This window comes from Pseudomonas brassicacearum (genome assembly GCF_009601685.2).
Lineage (GTDB): Bacteria > Pseudomonadota > Gammaproteobacteria > Pseudomonadales > Pseudomonadaceae > Aquipseudomonas > Aquipseudomonas kilonensis_B.
This window is the reverse complement of record NZ_CP045701.2, coordinates 790,329-811,101: the sequence shown is the minus strand read 5'-3', so window position 1 is coordinate 811,101 and position 20,773 is coordinate 790,329. Positions and strand designations below refer to the sequence as shown.

Here is a 20,773-nt window from a genome sequence, read left to right as displayed (position 1 = left end):
GCAGATCGCCCTGGAACGGCCCTACCTGCTGATGGAACGCTACCTGGGCCTGTCGCGGCAGTTCCAGGGCGAGGTGGCGCGCAACATCGAGGACTACCTGGCCAGCGGCGACGCCTTGCGCCTGAGTGCCGCCACCCAGGCCCTGGAGACCCTGCAAAAAGACCTCGATCAGTTCCCCCCTGCACTGGCCAAGCCCCTGCGCCCGAGCCTGTCGAACCTCGACAGCTTCAGCAAGACCGACCTGCTGGCCGCCGGCAAACTGGCCGGCGACCCCCAGGCCTTGCTGCTGCAGGCCGAGCGTGAGCTGAGTGCCAGCCTCGACCAGTTGGCCCAATATGCCAACGGGGCCCCGGCCTACTTGCCACCGTTGTTTGTCGCTTCGCAGCACCTGGGCCGGTTGTCCCTCACGCGGGACAAACTGGTCAGCAGTGGCCGCAGCGAATTGGCCGCCGACGTCGAGCGGGAACTGGCGAGCATCCGTGTAGAGGCCGAACGCCTCGACAGCCTTCCACTGCTGGGCGTCACCGACAGCAGTGAATCAGGCAGCGATGATTTCGCCGCGCTGATGGGTTTGCAAACCCAGGAAAAAACCAGCGCCGAAGATGCTGGCATCGCCCTCAAGCGCGAACTCAACAGCCTGCTCGCTCGTTACCCGGCCGAATTGGCCCGCACCCGTGACCTGATCCAGAAACGCACCGAACTGAGCAGCGCCACGCACCTGAAAATCGCCGATGTGCAACAGGCGATCGATGCCATGGAACCGGCGGTACGGGCCCAGCATGGACAGATCCAGGGAGAGGTTCGCTTGATCCAGGGGGTGATGATTGGCCTGATCCTGCTGATCGCGCTGCTCATCGACACCTTGCAGCGGCGCCTGGCCCGTACCTTGACGCACCTGGCGCCAGCCCTGTCGACCTGGGCCGAAGGCGACTTCAGCCGTGATATCCACGTGGGCGCCAGCAACCGCGAATTGAAAGATATCGAGGCTTCGCTCAATCGTCTGCGCGCTTATCTGGTGGACCTGGTGGGCACCATTCGGGTGAACGCCGAACAGGTCGCGGGTAGCAGCCGGACCCTGGCCGAGCTGAGCGGCGACTTGCACAGTGGGGCCGAGCATCAGGCCGGCGACACGGCGCTGATCCGTGACTCCCTCAGCGAACTGGAGGCGACGATCCAGCAAGTGGCCGGCGATGCCAGCCAGGCCGCGGACGCCAGCCGCAGCGCCGGGCACGCGGTGGAGCAAGGGCAGAAAGTCATCGGCCTGAGCCTCACAGGCCTGCATGCGCTGGTGGGAGAAGTACAAGGCAATGCGCAGATGATCGAACAACTGGCCGAGGAATCGGCCACCATCGGCGGCGTGTTGACGGTGATTCGCTCGATTGCCGACCAGACCAACCTGCTGGCCCTCAACGCCGCCATCGAAGCCGCCCGCGCCGGGGAAATGGGCCGGGGGTTTGCGGTGGTGGCCGAGGAAGTCCGCTCCCTGGCCCAACGCACGGCCGGCGCCACCGCCGAAATCCAGACGCTGATCGCCCGCCTGCAACAGGCGGCGCGCCAATCGGTGGACGGCATGCGTGCCCAGGTCGAACACGCCGAAGCCACCGCCAACCAGGCGCAAGCAGCCGACGGCGCGCTGGATGAGATTGTCGGCGCCATCCAGACCATCTCCGACACCGCGGTTCGCATCGCCGACATTACCGCCCAACAAAGCGGCGCCGTCAGCGAAATCCGCGATCACAGTGAGCGGATTCATCAATTGGGTGGGGACAACCTGGTGCGTATCGGCCAGGGCCGGGAACAAGGCGACAACCTGTTGGTGCTGGGTGGGCGGTTGCATACGGCGGTGCAGGCGTTTCGGGTTTAGCACCACAGATCCATTGTGGGAGCGAGCTCGATAGCGCCAGCTCAGTTCGCATCGATGTTGAATGTACCGCCCCCTTCGCGAGCAAGCTCGCTCCCACAGGGGTTCGGTACCAACCATATGACCGGATCAGAGGCCTGGGTCACAAATTTCGCGCAAACATCGGTCATCGTGCTGGCTATTGCAGAGAACTGGACAGTCACAAAGGCTTTGCGGCATAGTCGCCAGGTTCTGATACCTGCTCACAGATAACAAGGAACAGCAGATGGCGACCCTATTGGTCCTGCACGGACCCAACCTGAACCTGCTGGGCACCCGCGAACCGGGCGTCTACGGCGCCGTGACGCTGGCGCAGATCAACCAGGACCTGGAGCAGCGGGCCCGCAACGCCGGCCATCATTTGCTCTATCTGCAAAGCAACGCCGAATATGAATTGATCGACCGTATCCATGCCGCACGTGGCGAAGGCGTGGATTTCATTTTGATCAATCCAGCAGCTTTTACACACACAAGCGTCGCATTACGTGACGCGTTGCTGGCGGTGAGCATCCCATTCATCGAAGTGCATTTGTCCAACGTGCACAAACGCGAACCTTTCCGCCATCACTCCTACTTCTCGGATGTAGCAGTGGGAGTGATCTGCGGCCTTGGCGCCAGCGGTTACCGACTGGCCCTGGAGGCCGCCCTAGAGCAGCTTGAAAGACAGGCAACAGCTTGAAAACAAGCGTTAAACGCCCCTGACCGACCCTTGGGAGTTGATGATTCATGGATATCCGTAAAGTTAAGAAATTGATCGAATTGCTGGAAGAGTCCGGCATCGACGAGCTTGAGATCAAGGAAGGCGAAGAGTCCGTACGCATCAGCCGCCACAGCAAGACTCCGGCCCAGCAGTTCTATGCACCGGCACCGATGCACGCTCCAGCCGCCGCGCCTGCTCCAGCAGCAGCGCCGGTTGCCGCAGCAGCGCCAGCCGCACCGGCTGCGCCAGCGCTCAACGGCACTGTCGCCCGTTCGCCAATGGTGGGCACGTTCTATCGCAAGTCTTCGCCATCCTCGCCGTCCTTCGTTGAAGTCGGCCAGACCGTGAAGAAAGGCGACACCCTGTGCATCGTCGAAGCCATGAAGATGATGAACCACATCGAAGCTGAAACCAGCGGTGTGATCGAGTCCATCCTCGTCGAAGACGGCCAGCCGGTTGAGTACGACCAACCGCTGTTCACCATCGTTTGAACCGCGGAGAGCCTTTGATGACTGCGAAGTTGGAAAAAGTCCTGATCGCTAACCGCGGTGAGATCGCCCTGCGGATTCTGCGCGCCTGCAAAGAGATGGGCATCAAGACCGTCGCCGTTTACTCCAAGGCCGACAAAGAACTGATGCACCTGGGCCTGGCGGACGAATCCGTCTGCATCGGTCCGGCGTCGGCTGCGCACTCCTACCTGCACATCCCGGCGATCATCGCCGCTGCCGAAGTGACCGGCGCCACCGCCATTCACCCTGGCTACGGCTTCCTGGCGGAAAACGCCGACTTCGCCGAACAGGTCGAAAATTCCGGTTTTGCCTTCATTGGCCCGAAAGCCGACACCATCCGCCTGATGGGCGACAAGGTCTCGGCCAAGCACGCCATGATCGCGGCGGGTGTACCGACCGTCCCGGGTTCCGACGGCCCGCTGCCTGAAGACGAAGAAACCGCTTTGCGCATCGGTCGCGAAGTCGGTTATCCGGTGATCATCAAGGCCGCTGGCGGCGGTGGTGGTCGCGGCATGCGCGTGGTACACAAGGAAGAAGACCTGATTTCCTCGGCGAAACTGACCCGCTCCGAAGCTGGCGCGGCGTTTGGCAACCCGATGGTCTACCTGGAAAAATTCCTGACCAACCCACGTCACGTCGAAGTCCAGGTGCTGTCCGACGGCCAGGGCCAGGCGATCCATCTGGGCGACCGCGATTGCTCGCTGCAACGTCGTCACCAGAAGGTCCTCGAAGAAGCACCGGCACCGGGCATCGACGAGCAGGCTCGCCAGGAAGTCCTGGCGCGCTGCGTCAAGGCCTGTATCGACATCGGCTATCGCGGCGCCGGCACCTTCGAGTTCCTGTATGAGAACGGTCGTTTCTACTTCATCGAAATGAACACCCGTGTTCAGGTGGAGCACCCGGTTTCGGAAATGGTCACCGGTATCGACATCGTCAAGGAGATGCTCAGCATCGCCGCCGGCAACAAGCTGTCGTTCACCCAGGATGACGTGGTCATCCGCGGTCACGCGCTGGAATGCCGGATCAACGCCGAAGACCCGAAAACCTTCATGCCAAGCCCAGGCACGGTCAAGCATTTCCATGCCCCGGGTGGCAATGGCGTTCGCGTCGATTCGCACCTGTACAGCGGTTATGCCGTTCCGCCGAACTACGATTCGTTGATCGGCAAGCTGATCACCTACGGGGCGACCCGTGACGAAGCCATGGCGCGCATGCGCAATGCTCTGGACGAAATCGTGGTAGACGGGATCAAGACCAACATCCCGCTGCACCGCGACCTCGTACGTGACGAAGGCTTCTGCAAAGGCGGCGTCAACATCCATTACCTGGAGCACAAGCTGGGCAACCAGCATTGATGCTTCAAGTGATGTAAAAATACCCCGGCCCATTGGCCGGGGTATTTTTTTGCCTGTCGCTCACGCTGCTGGCAAGGGCATCAGCTCAGCGTCACCGTAGTGAACTCCTGCAAGGCAAGGTGCGCCGCCGTCGCCCGTCGGCCCTGCTGGGTGCGAACGGCACCGTTGGCATTGGCCACCAACGGCTCGCTGCGCAAGCGCGTCATGAACCTGCGTGCACGCACCGATACCGGGTCAGAAGCCAGCTTGGCCCTCGCCAACACCGGTTTGTAGTAGCTCTCGACTTGACCACGAGCGGTCTTGAATACCGAAGTGACCCCGCTGCGCAGATCCAGTGACACACCATAGGTATTGCCGAAACAGGAAGAATACGACCAGTGATTCCAGGTCGGTTGCAGCCCATGCTGCCTCATCACCACCCTGACCGGCTCGCCGATGTCGGTCCCCGTCAGCCAGTCCCCGCCGACCAAGGTGACGCGAATGTCCTTGGCCGAGCCCCCCAGGCGCCGCGTCACATCGCGGACACTGCGCTCGATCAGCGGGCGGATGTTGTGGTCGAAATGAATGACCGCGCCAACCTTGGTGGCCGGGTTGTACAACGAAGCTATCACACACGTCTGCGCATTCAGCGAGAACAGGTAGTTGTCTGCCCCTTCGCTGAACTTCGCCACCACGGCCTCGCCCTGCAACGCCCCCCTTGTCACGTCCGGGACGACATGCCCGGGAAACGCCTCCCGCAGATCACCCACCCGTCCGAGGTTGCGCACATGATCATTGCCGCCTCTCAAGCCGACCTTGTTATGGGTCCATTTTCCATTCGCCATCCTCCGTATGGGCATCTTGTACAACGCACCGGGACGCCTGGCATCCACCAGGCACAACCCGCCGAAGTAGGGATCCTCCATCACCTGGTAGTACCGGCCCTTGCTCCGTATGTAATGAGCGCTTCGCGGTTGCGCTGCGCTGGGCGGGCTGCGATAGGTGCCCAAAAAAATCCCCTCCTCGGTCACCGGCTGCAGGTATTCCGGTACTTTGCCGACCGCCTGCTGCGGCTTCAGGCGTATGGGCGGGGTCACCGGTCCGGCCTCCCTGGCGACGGCCGATGTCGCGCGTCTCAAGCGTTCAGCGGACAACGACAGAGGTTTCACGACAAGCTTCAGGCTCCTGGCCGCGCGCCCCAGCAGCGTGGCCATGCTTGCGGCGCCGAGTGTGGCGAACAGCGCCCCCCAGGTCGCGGCCAGCCAGTGACCGAGCGCCCCTTCCGTGTCGCCCTGCGCATGCGCCTCGACCGCCTGCCTGGCGCTGACAGCCACCATGCCGATATCCAGCAACAAGGCAAATGGGGGATAGACCATGCACACAGGAAGCGCCGCGAAGATCAGGCCCTTGAATACCTGATCCCTGATCATTTCGGCACGACTTGTGGTGATGTCCTCCACATCGGTGACAGCGCGCTCGATGCAGGCATCGAATTCAGCGCTGATATCCATGACCCGATTGAGTTCGCGCAATGTATCGACACGCGTGTTCCCGGCGGCCAGAGCCACCAGCGAACGCCCTACAGCGGCACGCGCGGTGAGTGCAACCCGCTCCAGTACGTAACCATGCAGTTGTGCTGCGACGCTCCCGGAAAAATCCAGGTACTTGCGAAACAGGACCCCATCCGGAGCGTCGGGGGTGTACAACCAATAAAAGGCCTTCGGATCGAAGTAGGTGAAAACGTAGACGCCTTGCACGACATGACCGCCGACCGTCAACTTGATGACACCTTCGCGCGTCACGGCAGCGCCGGGGTGCGTGGCGCCGTTCGCAGAGTTCCCATCGCTCAGCAACGTGACTTGCCGGGTGAGCCACTGGAATTCATCGGTGTTCAATATCGACTTGCCATGGGCCACACGCAGGTCACGGTCCATCCTGGCCAACAGCATGTAACGGTAAGCCTCACGGCGCCTCGGATACTCCGTGGCCTTGGCATCGAGGAAACTGGCGCGGATGTGCCTGGCGTATCGCTCCCCCAGGTAAGCCGCGCGAATGTATGACGCCAGTTCGGCGCTGCGAACCTGCCTCAAGTCCTGCCCGACAGAAGAACGCACGCCTTTTGCGGGGTCGTCGATATCCGCGTTGTGCTCGTATCCGAAGATGGCAAGGTCCAGCAGGCTGGCCGTTTTTTTCTCGGCGGCCAGCCCCGGGCTGTAGTCAATGAAGACCGTGGCCGGATCGACCGCTTCAAGCACCCCCTTGCTATGCAGGTAAGGCGTAATCGAATGGGCGAAGGTACGCTTGGCGAAGTCGATGAAGACTTCATAGTCGGCCAGTTGCTCATCGAATACCTGCCGCTGAACCAGAACCTCCTGGTTCAAGCCGCTGATGTTGCGTCGGGACTCAAGGGGCAACGCCGAGTACCAGCGAGGCGACTCGTTCAGCTCCACCTGCGCCAGGTTATTGGCCAGGCCGGTCAAGACCGCGTTTTGAAGACAGGCCCTGAAACCGGTGAACGCTCCCCTGAGGTCTTTGCCCAGGTCCCACAAGGCTGGTTTCTCCACCACGCCGGCAAAGTACTCCCGGGCCCGACCATGATCGGTCGCAGAGAGTTGTTGCAGCAGGTACTCGCGACCGGCTTCGTTTTGGGTCCAGGCACCCACCTCCCCGCTCAACGCCCGGAGCGAGGTCAATTCGACCCATTCCTGGCCATCGGGTTTGCCGGGGGCATACAGCAGCAGGGCGCTGACGTCATCGCGCACGTCTTCGCGGTAGAACAGCAGAAGATCGGCACACTTCAGGTCATTGGGCAGAACAAGGCTGGCGACACGCAGCACGCTGGAGGCTGGCGTCGCAACATCGTTCTCCCATAGGGCACTGAGCGCGTCATGGCCGGCCGTCGACAACTGGCCCGCACAACGCGCAACAAATGCACTGTGCTGCAGCCGCGCCAAAAACCAATCGAGCATGGCGTCTTTCAGGTCCCCGCGCTCATATCGCTCGACCAGTGCTGGCAGGTATCCGGCAGGTGCATCGACGTTCGCCAACAATCGACCAATGAAGGCGGGTGAAAGAGACTGGTTACGCAGCATGCCGCCATTTTCCACCAGGAACACCGACACCGCGTCCGGCCTTATCGGACCGGCCGCCACCAGCTCACTCAGGCTGTAGGTGTGCACCGGCTGCCCCATCACCGTTCGCCACTGCAACTGCACGCGAATACCGTCAGGCTCGACCGCTATGTCCAATTCATCCCGGACATAGTCCCTGGCCAGCTGCCGAGCGAAAGCGCGCAGCGAACCCAGGCCATCGACCAGTTCATCGACCTGTGCCTGCGCCAGCGCGGCCTGCCTTTCAAAAGTGCGCAGCCGTTCACGATCCGGATGGCCCAGACTCCGTAGCCAATACGGCAACTGCAATCGCGCCACCGCTCCAAGATCCCGGCGCTCGCGCGTCGTTGCCAACGCCGTCAAGCGACTCGTCCGGCGCCAGGCGTCCTGGAGTTCTTCGATCTGTTCTCGCAATTCATCGACGTCCAGGCCGGCCAGATGGTCCGGCTGGAAAACCCCGTCGACAGAGACCTGATGCTCATCGAGCTTTTGCCTGATCAACGCCTCGAGCGCGGCATCCTGCGAAGCCATTCGCCAATGTCGCCGCAGATAGTCCTTGTAGTGACTGACAAACCTCGACGCGGCACTTTCCACCGCAAGGGCAACGGACTCCCGGCGCTCGGGGGCAAAACCCAGGTCTATCCCCTCAGGCCAACGGTAAGGTGAATCCTGCTCTTCGTCATAAGCCACAGGCGCCTGGTCGATCATGCGCTGCAACACCGTGTCGAGCAGGGTGTCAATGAAGTGCGGGTCGATGTTGCCTTGGTAATAATGGGTGCGCAGCTCGACCAGCAGGTACTCTTCCAGCACCTCCAGCAAGCTCATCTGGGTTTGCAGCCGCGCATCGATAGCCACCTGCCAACGCGTCAATTTCTCCAGGGTCACTTGCGCAGTCGCCGCCTGCAAAGAAGAGAGTGGCCCGGTGTACCCCATGTTGCCTTGCCGTTCGGCAGTGATGTCCATACACATTCCTCCTTGTTGTGTGGACCGGCACCTTATCCTCCCGGCGATACGCCCATGGCATACATATATATATTCGAAACACCCACCCGAACGGCACGAGACTCGCTTATCCACTTTGGCGGCGACCTGGCGTACACTGCGCGCCTTTGCAGCCCTGCGCTGCCCCCTGTAGATTTTTTTCCAAAGGTGCCCGCCATGCCTTGGCTACAAGTACGTCTGGCCATCAGCCCGGAACAAGCCGAAACCTACGAAGACGCGTTTCTTGAAGTAGGCGCTGTATCGGTAACCTTCATGGACGCCGAAGACCAGCCGATCTTCGAGCCGGAGCTCAACACCACCCCGCTGTGGTCCCACACCCACCTGCTGGCCCTGTTCGAAGACGGCACCGAGGCGACCAGCGTGCTGGCCCATCTCGAGCTGCTGACCGGCAGCCCGCTGCCCGAGCATCACAGCGAAGTGATCGAAGACCAGGACTGGGAACGCAGCTGGATGGACAATTTCCAGCCGATGCGTTTCGGCCAACGCCTGTGGATCGTCCCGAGCTGGCATGCCGCGCCAGAGCCGGACGCAGTCAACCTGCTGCTGGACCCGGGCCTGGCGTTCGGCACCGGCACCCACCCGACCACCGCACTGTGCCTGGAATGGCTTGACGGCCAGGACCTGAAGGGCTGCAACGTACTCGACTTCGGCTGCGGCTCGGGGATCCTGGCGATTGCCGCGCTCCTGCTGGGCGCCAGGGAAGCGGTCGGCACCGACATCGACGTCCAGGCCCTGGAAGCCTCCCGCGACAACGCCGGGCGCAATAACATTGCCGATGCCCTGTTCCCGCTGTACTTGCCGCAGGATCTGCCACAAGTCCAGGCCGACGTACTGGTGGCCAACATCCTCGCAGGCCCGCTGGTGTCCCTGGCGCCGCAACTGTCGAGCCTGGTCAAGCCGGGCGGACGCCTGGCGCTGTCGGGCATCCTCGCCGAACAAGGTGAAGAAGTCGCCGCCGCTTATGCCGCGGACTTTGACCTGGACCCGATCGCCAATCGCGATGGCTGGGTGCGCATCACCGGACGTCGGCGCTAGAATGAGCGCCTGTATTCACCGGATTGCCGCATGACTGACAGCTTCGTCACCCAGTGCCCGCATTGCCACACCCGTTTTCGCGTCAGCCATGCTCAATTGAGCGTGGCCCGCGGGGTGGTTCGTTGCGGCTCGTGCCTGCAGGTGTTCAATGCCGCGCGACAGTTGCTGGAGCAACGCACCGCCAAGCAACCGGCACCTGCCGTCGCGCCAACCGCCAAACCTGCGGTCGAAACTCTGCCCCGGGCGATCAGCCAGAAACAATGGAGCGCCGCCGAGCTGGACCTGGATGACCTGGACAAGGAACTGGCGCGCCTGGAGCGGCGCGACAATCGCGCGCCAGGCAATGCCGGCCGGCGCCGGGAAGACAACCTGAGCGCGCAACGCGACTCGCTCTCCAGCGAACAGCAAGCCTGGTCCGACAGCCTGTACAGCGAATCTTCCAGCGAGCACGCCGAAGCCATCCTCCAGGACCCCATCGAACCGTTCGAACCCCACGAACCGGCCCGGCCACCGCGCACCGAGCCGTCCCTGTCCCTGGCCCTTGAACCACTGGAACCGGACGACGAGCCTGTCGCCCCGCTCCACCTGGCGCCGGACGACGACCCCGACGAACACCTCGAGCGCCTGTCCGCCACCGACGAGCACGACGACGAACCCGAGCAACCGGTGCCGCTTCGCAAATCACGGGAACGCCAGGAGCCGGGGATACGCGCCGAGGCCCTCCACGACCTGGACGACGACCCGCTGCAACTGGACTGGCGCAAACGCCGCTCGCCCTGGGGCCGACGTTTGTTGTGGGGCCTGCTGATACTGTTCGCCAGCGCGGCCCTGGGCGGCCAGTACATCGCCTACCATTTCGAAGAACTGGCCCGCCAGGACCAGTACCGGCCGTGGTTCCTGCAAATCTGCCCGACCATCGGCTGCGAAGTACCGTCCAAGGTCGACATCGCCAAGATCAAGAGCAGCAACCTGGTGGTGCGCAGCCATCCGGAGTTCAGCGGTGCCCTGGTGGTGGACGCGATCATCTACAACCGTGCGCCCTTCTCCCAACCTTTTCCGTTGCTGGAGCTGCGCTTTGCCGACCTCAACGGACACCTGATCGCCAGCCGTCGCTTCAAGCCCGGCGAGTACCTGGGTGGCGACCTCGAGGACCGCGGCGAAATGCCGCCCCAGACGCCCATTCACATCGCGCTGGATATCCTGGACCCTGGCCCCAGAGCGGTGAACTACAGCCTGAGCTTCCATTCCCCCGAATGAAGCCGGCCCGGGTCGGCCGATTGACGACAGCTTTCTGACTAACCCCACCCAGACCAAACCGCTGGCGATAACAAAATAGCTGTTCAGATTTTATCCAATCCGATCTTTATCCAGTCATCGAGAGCGGGTATCATGCCAACCCTTTTTCGAAGTCTCATGATCCGGCCCCACTTCAGGGAAGTCCTATGTCGGCGGTACGCATCGGCCCATATACATTGCAGAACGGCCTGGTTCTCGCCCCTATGGCGGGGGTCACCGACCAGCCCTTTCGTCAGCTGTGCAAGCGACTGGGTGCAGGATTGGTGGTTTCGGAAATGGTCACCAGCGACATGAGTTTGTGGAACACCCGCAAATCGCGTCTGCGCATGATCCACGAAGGTGATCCCGAGCCCCGCTCGGTACAGATCGCCGGTGGCGACGCGCAGATGCTGGCGGAGGCGGCCCGGGCGAACGTCGAGCTGGGGGCGCAGATCATCGACATCAACATGGGCTGTCCGGCGAAGAAGGTCTGCAACAAGGCCGCAGGTTCGGCACTGTTGAAAGATGAAGCGCTGGTTACCGAGATCCTGCAGGCGGTCGTCGCCGCAGTGGATGTGCCGGTGACCCTGAAGATCCGCACCGGCTGGGACCGGGAGAACAAGAATGGCCTGGTAGTGGCGAAGATCGCCGAACAGGCGGGCATCACGGCGCTGGCGGTCCACGGCCGCACCCGTGCCGACCTGTACACCGGCGAAGCCGAGTACGACACCATCGCCGCGATCAAGCAGGCGGTGTCGATTCCGGTCTTTGCCAATGGCGACATCGATTCGCCCGAGAAGGCCCGGTACGTGCTGGACGCGACCGGTGCCGATGGCCTGTTGATCGGTCGGGCCGCCCAGGGGCGGCCATGGATTTTTCGTGAGATCGAACACTTCCTGCGCACGGGCGAAAAGCTCGCTGCGCCGCAGCTGTCCGAGGTGGAACGTATTCTGCTAGAGCATCTGGCCGCGCTGCATGCCTTCTATGGAGAAGTCATGGGCGTACGCATCGCTCGCAAGCATGTGGGCTGGTATCTCGCAACCCTGCCGGGCGCCAGGGAGTTTCGCGCCCGTTTCAATCGTTTGGATGGTACGCAAGCACAATGCGCCGACGTTCAGGCGTTCTTCGCTGAGCGTTACAAGAGCCTGACAGGGGACGAAGGGGTGGCCGCATGACGATGATGACCGAGACTTTAGTGAGTGGAACAACACCCGTGAGCGACAACGTGAATTTGAAACAGCACCTCAATACGCCCAGCGAAGAAGGCCAGACCCTTCGCGGGAGTGTCGAGAAGGCGCTGCACAATTATTTCGCCCACCTTGAGGGCGCTGCCGTCACGGATGTGTACAACCTGGTGCTTTCCGAAGTCGAGGCGCCTCTGCTCGAAAGCGTGATGAACTACGTCAAGGGCAACCAGACCAAGGCCAGTGAGCTGCTGGGCTTGAACCGCGGCACCCTGCGCAAGAAACTCAAGCAGTACGATCTGCTGTAAGCATTCAATCAAACCAGAAAGGCGCCCGCGTAAAAAACGGTCGCCTTTTTTGCTGACTTCCCTTGCTTTTGATGGAAATTGAAATGACCGACCAGACCACCCGCCTGCCGATCCGCCGCGCCTTGATCAGCGTCTCCGACAAGACCGGGATCCTCGAATTCGCCCGCGAACTGCAACAGCTGGGCGTCGAGATTCTCTCCACCGGCGGGACCTTCAAGCTGCTGCAGGACAACGGCGTCGCCGCAGTGGAAGTCGCGGACTACACCGGTTTTGCAGAAATGATGGACGGTCGGGTCAAGACCCTGCACCCGAAAATCCACGGCGGGATCCTCGGCCGTCGCGGCATCGACGACGCCATCATGAACGAACACGGCATCAAGCCGATCGACCTGGTAGCGGTCAACCTCTACCCGTTCGAAGCCACCATCAACAAGCCCGGCTGCGACCTGCCGACTGCCATCGAGAACATCGACATCGGCGGCCCGACCATGGTCCGCTCGGCGGCCAAGAACCACAAGGACGTGGCCATCGTGGTCAACGCCAGCGACTACGCCAGCGTGCTGGAAAACCTCAAGGCCGGCGGCCTGACCTACGCCCAGCGTTTCGACCTGATGCTCAAGGCGTTCGAACACACCGCCGCCTACGACGGCATGATCGCCAACTACATGGGCACCGTGAACCAGGCCGCTGAAACCCTGTCGACCGAAGGCCGCAGCGAATTCCCACGCACCTTCAACACCCAGTTCGTCAAGGCCCAGGAAATGCGCTACGGCGAGAACCCGCACCAGAGCGCGGCGTTCTACGTGGAAGCCAAACCTGCCGAAGTCGGCATTGCCACCGCCACCCAGCTGCAAGGCAAGGAACTGTCGTTCAACAACGTGGCCGACACCGACGCCGCGCTGGAATGCGTGAAGAGCTTCGTCAAGCCCGCCTGCGTGATCGTCAAGCACGCCAACCCGTGCGGCGTGGCCGTCAGCCCGGACGCCGAGGGCGGCATCCGCCAGGCCTACGAGCTGGCCTACGCCACCGACACCGAGTCGGCCTTCGGCGGCATCATCGCCTTCAACCGTGAGCTGGACGCCGAGACCGCCAAGGCCATCGTCGAGCGCCAGTTCGTCGAAGTGATCATCGCCCCGTCGGTCACTGAAGAAGCCCGCGCCATCGTTGCCGCCAAGGCCAATGTGCGCCTGCTGGCCTGCGGCCAATGGTCGGCCGACCGTGCGCCGGCCTGGGACTACAAACGCGTCAATGGCGGCCTGCTGGTCCAGAGCCGCGACATCGGCATGATCGGCAGCGAAGACCTGAAAGTGGTGACCAAGCGCGCCCCGAGCGAGCAGGAAATCAACGACCTGATCTTCGCCTGGAAAGTCGCCAAGTACGTCAAGTCCAACGCCATCGTCTACGCCAAGAATCGCCAGACCATTGGTGTCGGCGCCGGCCAGATGAGCCGCGTGAACTCGGCTCGCATCGCCGCCATCAAGGCTGAGCACGCCGGTTTGCAGGTACAAGGCGCGGTCATGGCCTCTGATGCGTTCTTCCCGTTCCGCGACGGTATCGACAACGCGGCCAAAGTCGGCATCACCGCCGTGATCCAGCCGGGTGGTTCGATGCGTGACAACGAAGTGATCGCCGCGGCCGACGAGGCTGGCATCGCCATGGTATTCACCGGCATGCGCCACTTCCGTCACTGATACACCGCTCCCCTTGTAGGAGCTGACGAGTGAAACGAGGCTGCGATCTTTTGATCTGGCTGTGAAAGCAACATCAAAGATCGCAGCCTCGTTTCACTCGTCAGCGCCTACAGGGGATTGCAGCGCCTCCCACAGTTTTGAGGTTTTTGAAATGAATGTTTTGATCATTGGCAGCGGTGGCCGCGAACACGCCTTGGCCTGGAAAGTGGCCCAGGACCCTCGTGTGCAGAAGGTTTTCGTGGCCCCGGGCAATGCCGGCACCGCCATCGAAGCCAAGTGCGAAAACGTCGCCATCGACGTACTGGCCCTGGAGCAACTGGCCGACTTCGCCGAGAAGAACGTCTCGCTGACCATCGTCGGCCCGGAAGTGCCGCTGGTTGCCGGTGTGGTCGATCTGTTCCGCTCCCGTGGCCTGGACTGCTTCGGCCCGACTGCCGGCGCCGCGCAGCTGGAAGGCTCGAAAGCGTTTACCAAGGATTTCCTGGCGCGTCACAAGATCCCGACCGCCGACTACCAGAACTTCACCGAAATCGAACCGGCCCTGGCGTACCTGCGCGAGAAAGGCGCACCGATCGTGATCAAGGCCGACGGCCTGGCCGCCGGTAAAGGCGTGATCGTTGCCATGACCCTGGCCGAGGCCGAAGACGCCGTGCGCGACATGCTCGCCGGCAACGCCTTCGGTGACGCCGGCTCCCGTGTGGTGATCGAAGAGTTCCTCGACGGCGAGGAAGCCAGCTTCATCGTCATGGTCGATGGCAAGAACGTCCTGCCAATGGCCACCAGCCAGGACCACAAGCGTGTTGGCGATGGCGACAGCGGCCCGAACACGGGCGGCATGGGTGCGTACTCTCCGGCCCCGGTGGTGACCGCCCAGGTCCACCAGCGCGTCATGGACCAGGTGATCTGGCCGACCGTGCGCGGCATGGCCGAGGAAGGCAACGTCTACACTGGTTTCCTCTATGCTGGCCTGATGATCGACAAGGCTGGTAACCCAAAAGTCATCGAATTCAACTGCCGTTTCGGCGATCCTGAGACCCAGCCGGTGATGCTGCGCCTGCAATCGAGCCTGGTCCTGCTGGTCGAGGCCGCGCTGGCCCAGGCACTGGACAAGGTCGAAGCCCAATGGGATCCGCGCCCAAGCGTCGGGGTTGTATTGGCGGCAGGCGGATACCCGGGCGACTATGCCAAGGGTAGCGCGATCCAGGGTCTGGACGCCGCAGCCCGGCTGGACGGCAAGGTCTTCCACGCGGGCACCGCGTTGAAGGATGGGCAAGTGGTTACCGCCGGCGGTCGTGTGCTTTGCGCCACCGCCATGGGCGCCAGTGTCGACGAAGCTCAGCAGCAGGCCTACAAGCTTGCCGCCGAGATCGACTGGGAAGGTTGCTTCTACCGCAAGGACATTGGCTACCGCGCCATTGCCCGCGAGCGTGGCGAAAATCTGGAATAACCCAGCCATTCAGCCAGGCAAGGGTCTGCGGCCCTTGCCTGACTGTTCCGGCGCCGCGCATAGTTATAATCTGGCATCAACCTACGAAGGGATTTCGCCGTGCGCTGGCTCAGGATCGCCATAGGCCTTACCGTCACCCTGCTGACGCTGCTCTGCATGCTCCCGGCCCAGGCCGCGCCAGGCAGTGGCTGGGCGGTATTGCTCGACGAACAGGGTGACCTGACGCTGAGCGACATCCGCTCTGCCCGCTACACCAATCAATTCAGCCCCATCGACCTGGACCGCCTCAAGGCCGCCGAGCCCGACGGGGCATTGTGGTTGCGTTTCCGCCTGGCCCCCGACAGACACGAACAGATCCTGCGCATCTTTGCGCCCGACCTGTCACGCCTGAACCTCTATGTGCTGGATGGCGACGCCCTGGTTGACCAGCAAATCAGCGGCAATGCCACGCCGCACACCGAACCTGTGGTGCCCAGCAGCGATTTCATGCTGCCCCTGCCGCGCAGCGACAAATCGCTCGACGTCTACCTGCGACTGGCCTCGCGCCACGAACTGCGCCCCTACATCACCTTGCAATCAGCCGTCGTGGCCGCGGCCGATCAGAACCAGACGCTGATCTATGGGTTGCTGTTCGGCTGCATCGCCATGCTGGTCCTGCACAACCTCACCCGCTATGCCTACACCCGCTCACGCAGTTGCCTGTGGCTGGCAGCCTGTGAAGGACTGCTGATGCTCAGCCTGGTGCTGTTGCTGAACCTGGCCGGGCCCTGGCTGCCCGACTGGCCAGCCGTCCAGACGCCCGGGGCCTACCTGGCCTTGCTGTTGACGGCGCCCTGCGGCCTGATGTTCGCCTACCGTTTCTTCGCGCCCCTGGGGCCGCACCCGTTGAACCGGCTGCTGCTGGGGGACATTGTGCTCGTCATGCTGTGCAGCCTGTTGCTGTTGTTCGTCAACACGCTGCCGCTCAATGTCATGACCTATGCCCTGGTGGCCCTCGCCGGCCTGAGCATGCTGCTCGTCAGCGCCTGGCACTGGCAAAAGGGCTACCGCCCGGCCAGGCTGTTCGTCGCGGCCATGGTGGTCTTCAACCTGGGCACGCTGATCATCCTTCCGGCACTGCAAGGGCTCACGGAAGTTCCTCCCCAGGGCTTGATCATCACCCTGCTGATCTTCATCTGCATCAGCGGCCTGTTGATGAGTGTCGCCCTGGGCGAACGCCAGCGCTCGATCAACGAAAGCCGGTTCAGCATCAGCCGCGACCTGGCGGCGAGCAATGCCGAGATCAATGCCAAGGCCGAGTTCCTGGCCAAGATCAGCCACGAGATCCGCACCCCGATGAACGGCGTGCTGGGCATGACCGAGCTGCTGCTGGGTACGCCATTGTCGGTCAAGCAACGCGACTACGTGCAGACGATCCACAGCGCCGGCAATGAGCTGCTGACCCTGATCAACGAGATCCTCGACATTTCCCGGCTCGAATCCGGGCAGATCGAACTGGACGACGTGCAGTTCGACCTCAATGCACTGATCGAGGATTGCCTGAGTATCTTCCGTGCCAAGGCCGAACAGCAGAATGTCGAGCTGATCAGCTTCATCCAGCCCCAGGTACCGCGTGTGATCAGCGGTGACCCGACGCGGCTGCGCCAGGCGCTGCTGAGCCTGCTGGAAAACGCCCTGAAGAAAACCGACGAGGGCGAAGTGTTGATCGTCGTCGCCCTCGACGAGCGCAGCAATCAACCGCGCCTGCGCATCGCCGTGCAGGACAGCGGGACGCCGATGGACGCCGAAGAGCGCGACACGCTGATGCACGCCGAGCTGCACAGCAAGAATTTCCTGTCGGCCACGCGCCTGGGGGGCAACCTGGGCCTGGTCATCGCCCGCCAGTTGATCATCCTGATGCACGGGGAGTTCGGTATCAAAAGCGGCAGCAACCAGGGCAGCACCTTGTGGCTGACCCTGCCGCTGGACCCGGATCGCCTCGAACATCCGACTTCCGACCTCGATAGCCCGCTGCAAGGGGCGCGGGTGTTGATCGTCGACGACAACGACACCTGCCGCAAAGTGCTGGTGCAACAGTGCAGTGCCTGGGGCCTGAACGTCAGTGCGGTGCCATCGGGCAAGGAAGCCCTGGCGCTGCTGCGCACCAAGGCGCACCTGCGTGATTATTTCGACGTGGTGTTGCTGGACCAGAACATGCCGGGCATGACCGGCATGCAACTGGCGGCCAAGATCAAGGAAGACCCGAGTCTGAACCACGACATCCTGTTGATCATGCTCACTGGTATCAGCAATGCGCCGAGCAAGATCGTGGCACGCAATAGCGGGGTCAAGCGCATCCTTGCCAAACCGGTGGCCGGCTACACCCTCAAGACCACCCTGGCGGACGAGCTGAACCAGCGCAACCGGGGCCAGGCGACAAATGTGCAGGTGAACGCCGGCCCACCCATCCCGGTGAAGGTGCCGAGCGATTTCCGCATCCTGGTGGCCGAGGACAACAGTATTTCCACCAAGGTCATCCGCGGCATGCTCGGCAAGCTCAACCTGCAACCCGATACCGCCAGCAACGGCGAAGAAGCCCTCAAGGCCATGAAGGAGCATCGCTACGACCTGGTGCTGATGGACTGCGAAATGCCGATTCTCGACGGCTTTTCCGCCACCCAGCAATTGCGTGCCTGGGAAATGGGCAACCAGCGCACCCGCACGCCCGTGGTGGCGCTCACGGCGCATATCCTGGCCGAACACAAGGAGCGCGCCCGTCAGGCGGGCATGGACGGGCACATGGCCAAGCCGGTGGAACTGTCGCAGTTGCGCGAGCTGATCGAACATTGGGTGGCCCAGCGCGAACAGCAGAACCGAACGGCACAGACCTCCTGAGCCGACAGACGCGGCAGCGCCTGATAGACTCCCGTCGTCCTCCTCCGTCCTGAGCCTCGACCATGCTCCATGTGCTGTTCAGCGTTTACCTGAAGATGTTGGTGCTCTATAGCCCCTTCTTCGTACTGTCGTGTTTTATCAGTCTGACGCGTGGGTATTCACGCAAGGAACAACGTCGCCTGGCCTGGAAGGTCGCGACCGCTACGCTGGTGTCCAGCGTATTGCTGTATTTGTTTGGCCGGGTGATTTTCAGCGTGTTCGGCATCACCGTGGATGCGTTCCGTATAGGCGCCGGTAGCGTGCTGTTCATTTCGGCCCTGGGCATGGCCCAAGGCAAGTCGGCCGTACAGACCGACAATGTCCAGCAGGACGTAACCATCGTCCCGCTGACCATTCCCTTGACCGTCGGCCCCGGCACCATCGGCGCCCTGTTGGTGATGGGCGTGAGCCAGCCGCACTGGGACGACAAACTCATGGCCATCATCAGCATCGCCCTGGCCAGCTTCACCGTCGGCGTGGTGCTGTACCTGTCCAGCCGCATCGAGCGAATTCTTGGCGACCAGGGCTTGCAGATTGTCAGCCGCCTGATGGGGCTGTTTGTCTGCGCCCTGGCCGCACAAATCATCTTTACCGGCGTGAGAGGCTACCTGGCGCCATAACCTCGGTCGCGGCTGCCTCAAGTGCGCTTGCGGCGGCTGAAACGCTTGCTCAGAACGTCCTTGCGATGCGCGCCAAGGTATTCTTCGATTTCCGGCCGGAAGTCTTCATAACGCTCAGGGTTGAAGGTCACGAACGACTTGCCACGGAAAATCTCTCGTGCCGATGCGCTCCAGTTCACAAAAAGAATCCCTCCGTTATTCGAAGAGCCGGTCTGTTTTATCGAACTGGAGGATGCGATCAGCACACCATTGGATAGTTGTTCGCAGGGAATGACGGACAGACGCGCGCCATCGGCAGATTTGGCCTGGGTGCCAAACAGATCGAAGGTTCCTTTGTCCTGCTTCAAACCATCAATTGTGGTGTTGACCACCGTCCCCAGTACTGCCGCAGCCGGGACACTGGCTTTGGCGCCCTCAATGACGCCTTTGACGATATCGCTGAGCACATTGTCCATGTCCACCTGCATGGCACTCTCGGAATAACGCGAATAACCATCATCCGCCACGAAACAGCCGAGTTCCTGTAGGCATTTAATGAACTCCCTATACCATTGATGGGTATTCTTCCCTCCGGGCACCAGATCGTTGGCCTCCAGGATCGCCATGGTCATGACGTTCTCCATGATCGCCATGTTATTGGCCGACATGTTATTGCCATAGCCCACGAGAGCATCGCCCAGCATGACCGCATCCATGTCCTTGGTAGGGTTGTCCTGTACCCATTGCGCGACGGACCTGCGCATACGCCGACCCGATGAAATCTGCACCTTGCGCCTGTCGATACGCGCTCCAACCAACTTGATACTTTGCGCAATGCTCACTTCACTTTCAAACTCGTTCATAACACGTCCTTGTTAATTGAATGACCGCGCCTGCGGACAGACAACAATCTAGAGCATTGACAGAAAAATGAATAACCCAAACCAAATACAACATATGTAAACCCGGCAGAACAAATAACCCATTCAAATATCCAGCAACCAACCACTCAGTCAGAGCACTTGATAAGTCCAGCCATTACTGAATCCATATAACGTCCAACAACCCACATGGACATATATCAAACATGGATGACTCACTAACCGGCCTGGTAACAGGTCCGAACGTGCTCTCCTATATAGGCGAGCTTACCCTTCACGATCACAATGACATTGCCGATTGCAACAATCTCGCGACCCGATCCGCCGACTTCGGCCATCATCGCTACACCCAACCCGAGGACTGGTTCCAGGAGTACGTCTTCACCTTGCGCTACTTCGGCTGGGAGCTGTATGACGGAGCCATCTTTAAAAGCACCCAACATGACGTCTCGGGCTCTTTGGCGAACTTCCTGGTAGAGAGCGCCGACACCATGAAGGACTCTCAACAGGCCAATGCGCTGATCGATACACTGGACACGTTGAAAACCAACGATCCGGCCATGCTCTCGTTCGATACGGAAACCCGACAAGGCGAGTCATTTCAAGTTGTCCCGGCGCGCTACGACGCAAAGGGCAATCTCCATATCGCTCTGTTTAAACTTGAACTCAGCGTCAATGTAAAAAGGAGCAGGTTCCTGTTCTGGGACTGGGAAAAACACTGCGCCAGCCTCATCCAGCGCAAGGCATACCTGAGGCTGGACAGAGACGCACTGGACAGAAGAAGAGCTTTGATGAAGAAAAAACTGCAAGAGCAGACCATGAGGCGATTTGACTTACGAAAGCATCGTCTCTAGCGCTAGTGGAAGGTTGCGACGGCTACTGGAC

General features: G+C 61.5%; 15 protein-coding genes. 13 read left to right on the top strand and 2 right to left on the bottom strand.

Annotation, left to right across the window (positions count from 1 at the left end):
* The first annotated feature begins 1,315 nt into the window (after window positions 1–1,315).
* The 4 genes from GFU70_RS28990 to accC all read left to right on the top strand — a co-directional run bounded on the left by GFU70_RS28990 (window position 1,316) and on the right by accC (window position 4,464).
* On the top strand, window positions 1,316–1,864 hold the full coding sequence (locus GFU70_RS28990; RefSeq protein WP_413468846.1) for a methyl-accepting chemotaxis protein: 549 nt from the start codon (window positions 1,316–1,318) through the stop codon (window positions 1,862–1,864).
* Window positions 1,865–2,126: 262 nt separating this feature from the next.
* A complete protein-coding gene (aroQ, locus tag GFU70_RS03460; protein ID WP_058543870.1) occupies window positions 2,127–2,579 on the top strand; it encodes a type II 3-dehydroquinate dehydratase in 453 nt (150 codons plus the stop codon).
* A gap of 47 nt (window positions 2,580–2,626) precedes the next feature.
* On the top strand, window positions 2,627–3,091 hold the full coding sequence (gene accB, locus GFU70_RS03455; protein WP_003197423.1) for an acetyl-CoA carboxylase biotin carboxyl carrier protein: 465 nt from the start codon (window positions 2,627–2,629) through the stop codon (window positions 3,089–3,091).
* 17 nt (window positions 3,092–3,108) lie between these two features.
* Window positions 3,109–4,464: an acetyl-CoA carboxylase biotin carboxylase subunit gene (gene accC, locus GFU70_RS03450; protein ID WP_064107020.1), complete on the top strand. Its 1,356-nt coding sequence runs from the start codon at window positions 3,109–3,111 to the stop codon at window positions 4,462–4,464.
* Window positions 4,465–4,544: 80 nt separating this feature from the next.
* Here accC and GFU70_RS03445 read toward each other — a convergent pair whose 3' ends face one another.
* Window positions 4,545–8,516, bottom strand: coding sequence for a dermonecrotic toxin domain-containing protein (locus GFU70_RS03445; RefSeq protein ID WP_153387603.1), 3,972 nt, complete (start codon window positions 8,514–8,516; stop codon window positions 4,545–4,547).
* Between the two features lie 195 nt (window positions 8,517–8,711).
* On the opposite strand from GFU70_RS03445, the gene prmA reads away from it, so the two are divergent.
* The 8 genes from prmA to GFU70_RS03405 all read left to right on the top strand — a co-directional run bounded on the left by prmA (window position 8,712) and on the right by GFU70_RS03405 (window position 19,028).
* Window positions 8,712–9,590, top strand: coding sequence for a 50S ribosomal protein L11 methyltransferase (gene prmA, locus GFU70_RS03440; protein WP_116643252.1), 879 nt, complete (start codon window positions 8,712–8,714; stop codon window positions 9,588–9,590).
* Window positions 9,591–9,620: 30 nt separating this feature from the next.
* A complete protein-coding gene (locus GFU70_RS03435; protein ID WP_153387602.1) occupies window positions 9,621–10,847 on the top strand; it encodes a DUF3426 domain-containing protein in 1,227 nt (408 codons plus the stop codon).
* 185 nt (window positions 10,848–11,032) lie between these two features.
* A complete protein-coding gene (gene dusB, locus GFU70_RS03430) occupies window positions 11,033–12,040 on the top strand; it encodes a tRNA dihydrouridine synthase DusB (RefSeq protein WP_053177936.1) in 1,008 nt (335 codons plus the stop codon).
* Entirely contained in the window at window positions 12,037–12,357 is a 321-nt protein-coding gene (gene fis, locus GFU70_RS03425) for a DNA-binding transcriptional regulator Fis (RefSeq protein ID WP_003186237.1), read from the top strand. The genes dusB and fis overlap by 4 nt, the downstream gene beginning before the upstream one ends.
* An 83-nt stretch (window positions 12,358–12,440) precedes the next feature.
* The gene (gene purH, locus GFU70_RS03420; protein WP_116643254.1) at window positions 12,441–14,048 is read left to right on the top strand and encodes a bifunctional phosphoribosylaminoimidazolecarboxamide formyltransferase/IMP cyclohydrolase; all 1,608 of its coding nucleotides are present in this window, start codon (window positions 12,441–12,443) and stop codon (window positions 14,046–14,048) included.
* A 151-nt stretch (window positions 14,049–14,199) separates the two neighbouring features.
* A complete protein-coding gene (purD, locus tag GFU70_RS03415; protein ID WP_058544599.1) occupies window positions 14,200–15,495 on the top strand; it encodes a phosphoribosylamine--glycine ligase in 1,296 nt (431 codons plus the stop codon).
* Window positions 15,496–15,594: 99 nt separating this feature from the next.
* Window positions 15,595–18,369: a hybrid sensor histidine kinase/response regulator gene (locus GFU70_RS03410; protein ID WP_116643255.1), complete on the top strand. Its 2,775-nt coding sequence runs from the start codon at window positions 15,595–15,597 to the stop codon at window positions 18,367–18,369.
* Window positions 18,370–18,431: 62 nt separating this feature from the next.
* Window positions 18,432–19,028, top strand: a complete 597-nt coding sequence (locus GFU70_RS03405) for a MarC family protein (protein WP_058544601.1) — start codon at window positions 18,432–18,434, stop codon at window positions 19,026–19,028.
* 17 nt (window positions 19,029–19,045) lie between these two features.
* On the opposite strand, the gene GFU70_RS03400 is transcribed toward GFU70_RS03405, so the two are convergent.
* Window positions 19,046–19,870 (bottom strand): hypothetical protein, encoded by an 825-nt coding sequence (locus GFU70_RS03400; RefSeq protein ID WP_153387601.1) that lies wholly within the window; start codon window positions 19,868–19,870, stop codon window positions 19,046–19,048.
* Window positions 19,871–20,094: 224 nt separating this feature from the next.
* Here GFU70_RS03400 and GFU70_RS03395 point away from each other — a divergent pair, with 224 nt between their 5' ends.
* Complete coding sequence (locus GFU70_RS03395; RefSeq protein ID WP_153387600.1) at window positions 20,095–20,742, top strand: hypothetical protein; 648 nt, start codon at window positions 20,095–20,097, stop codon at window positions 20,740–20,742.
* The last annotated feature ends 31 nt before the right edge of the window (window positions 20,743–20,773 follow it).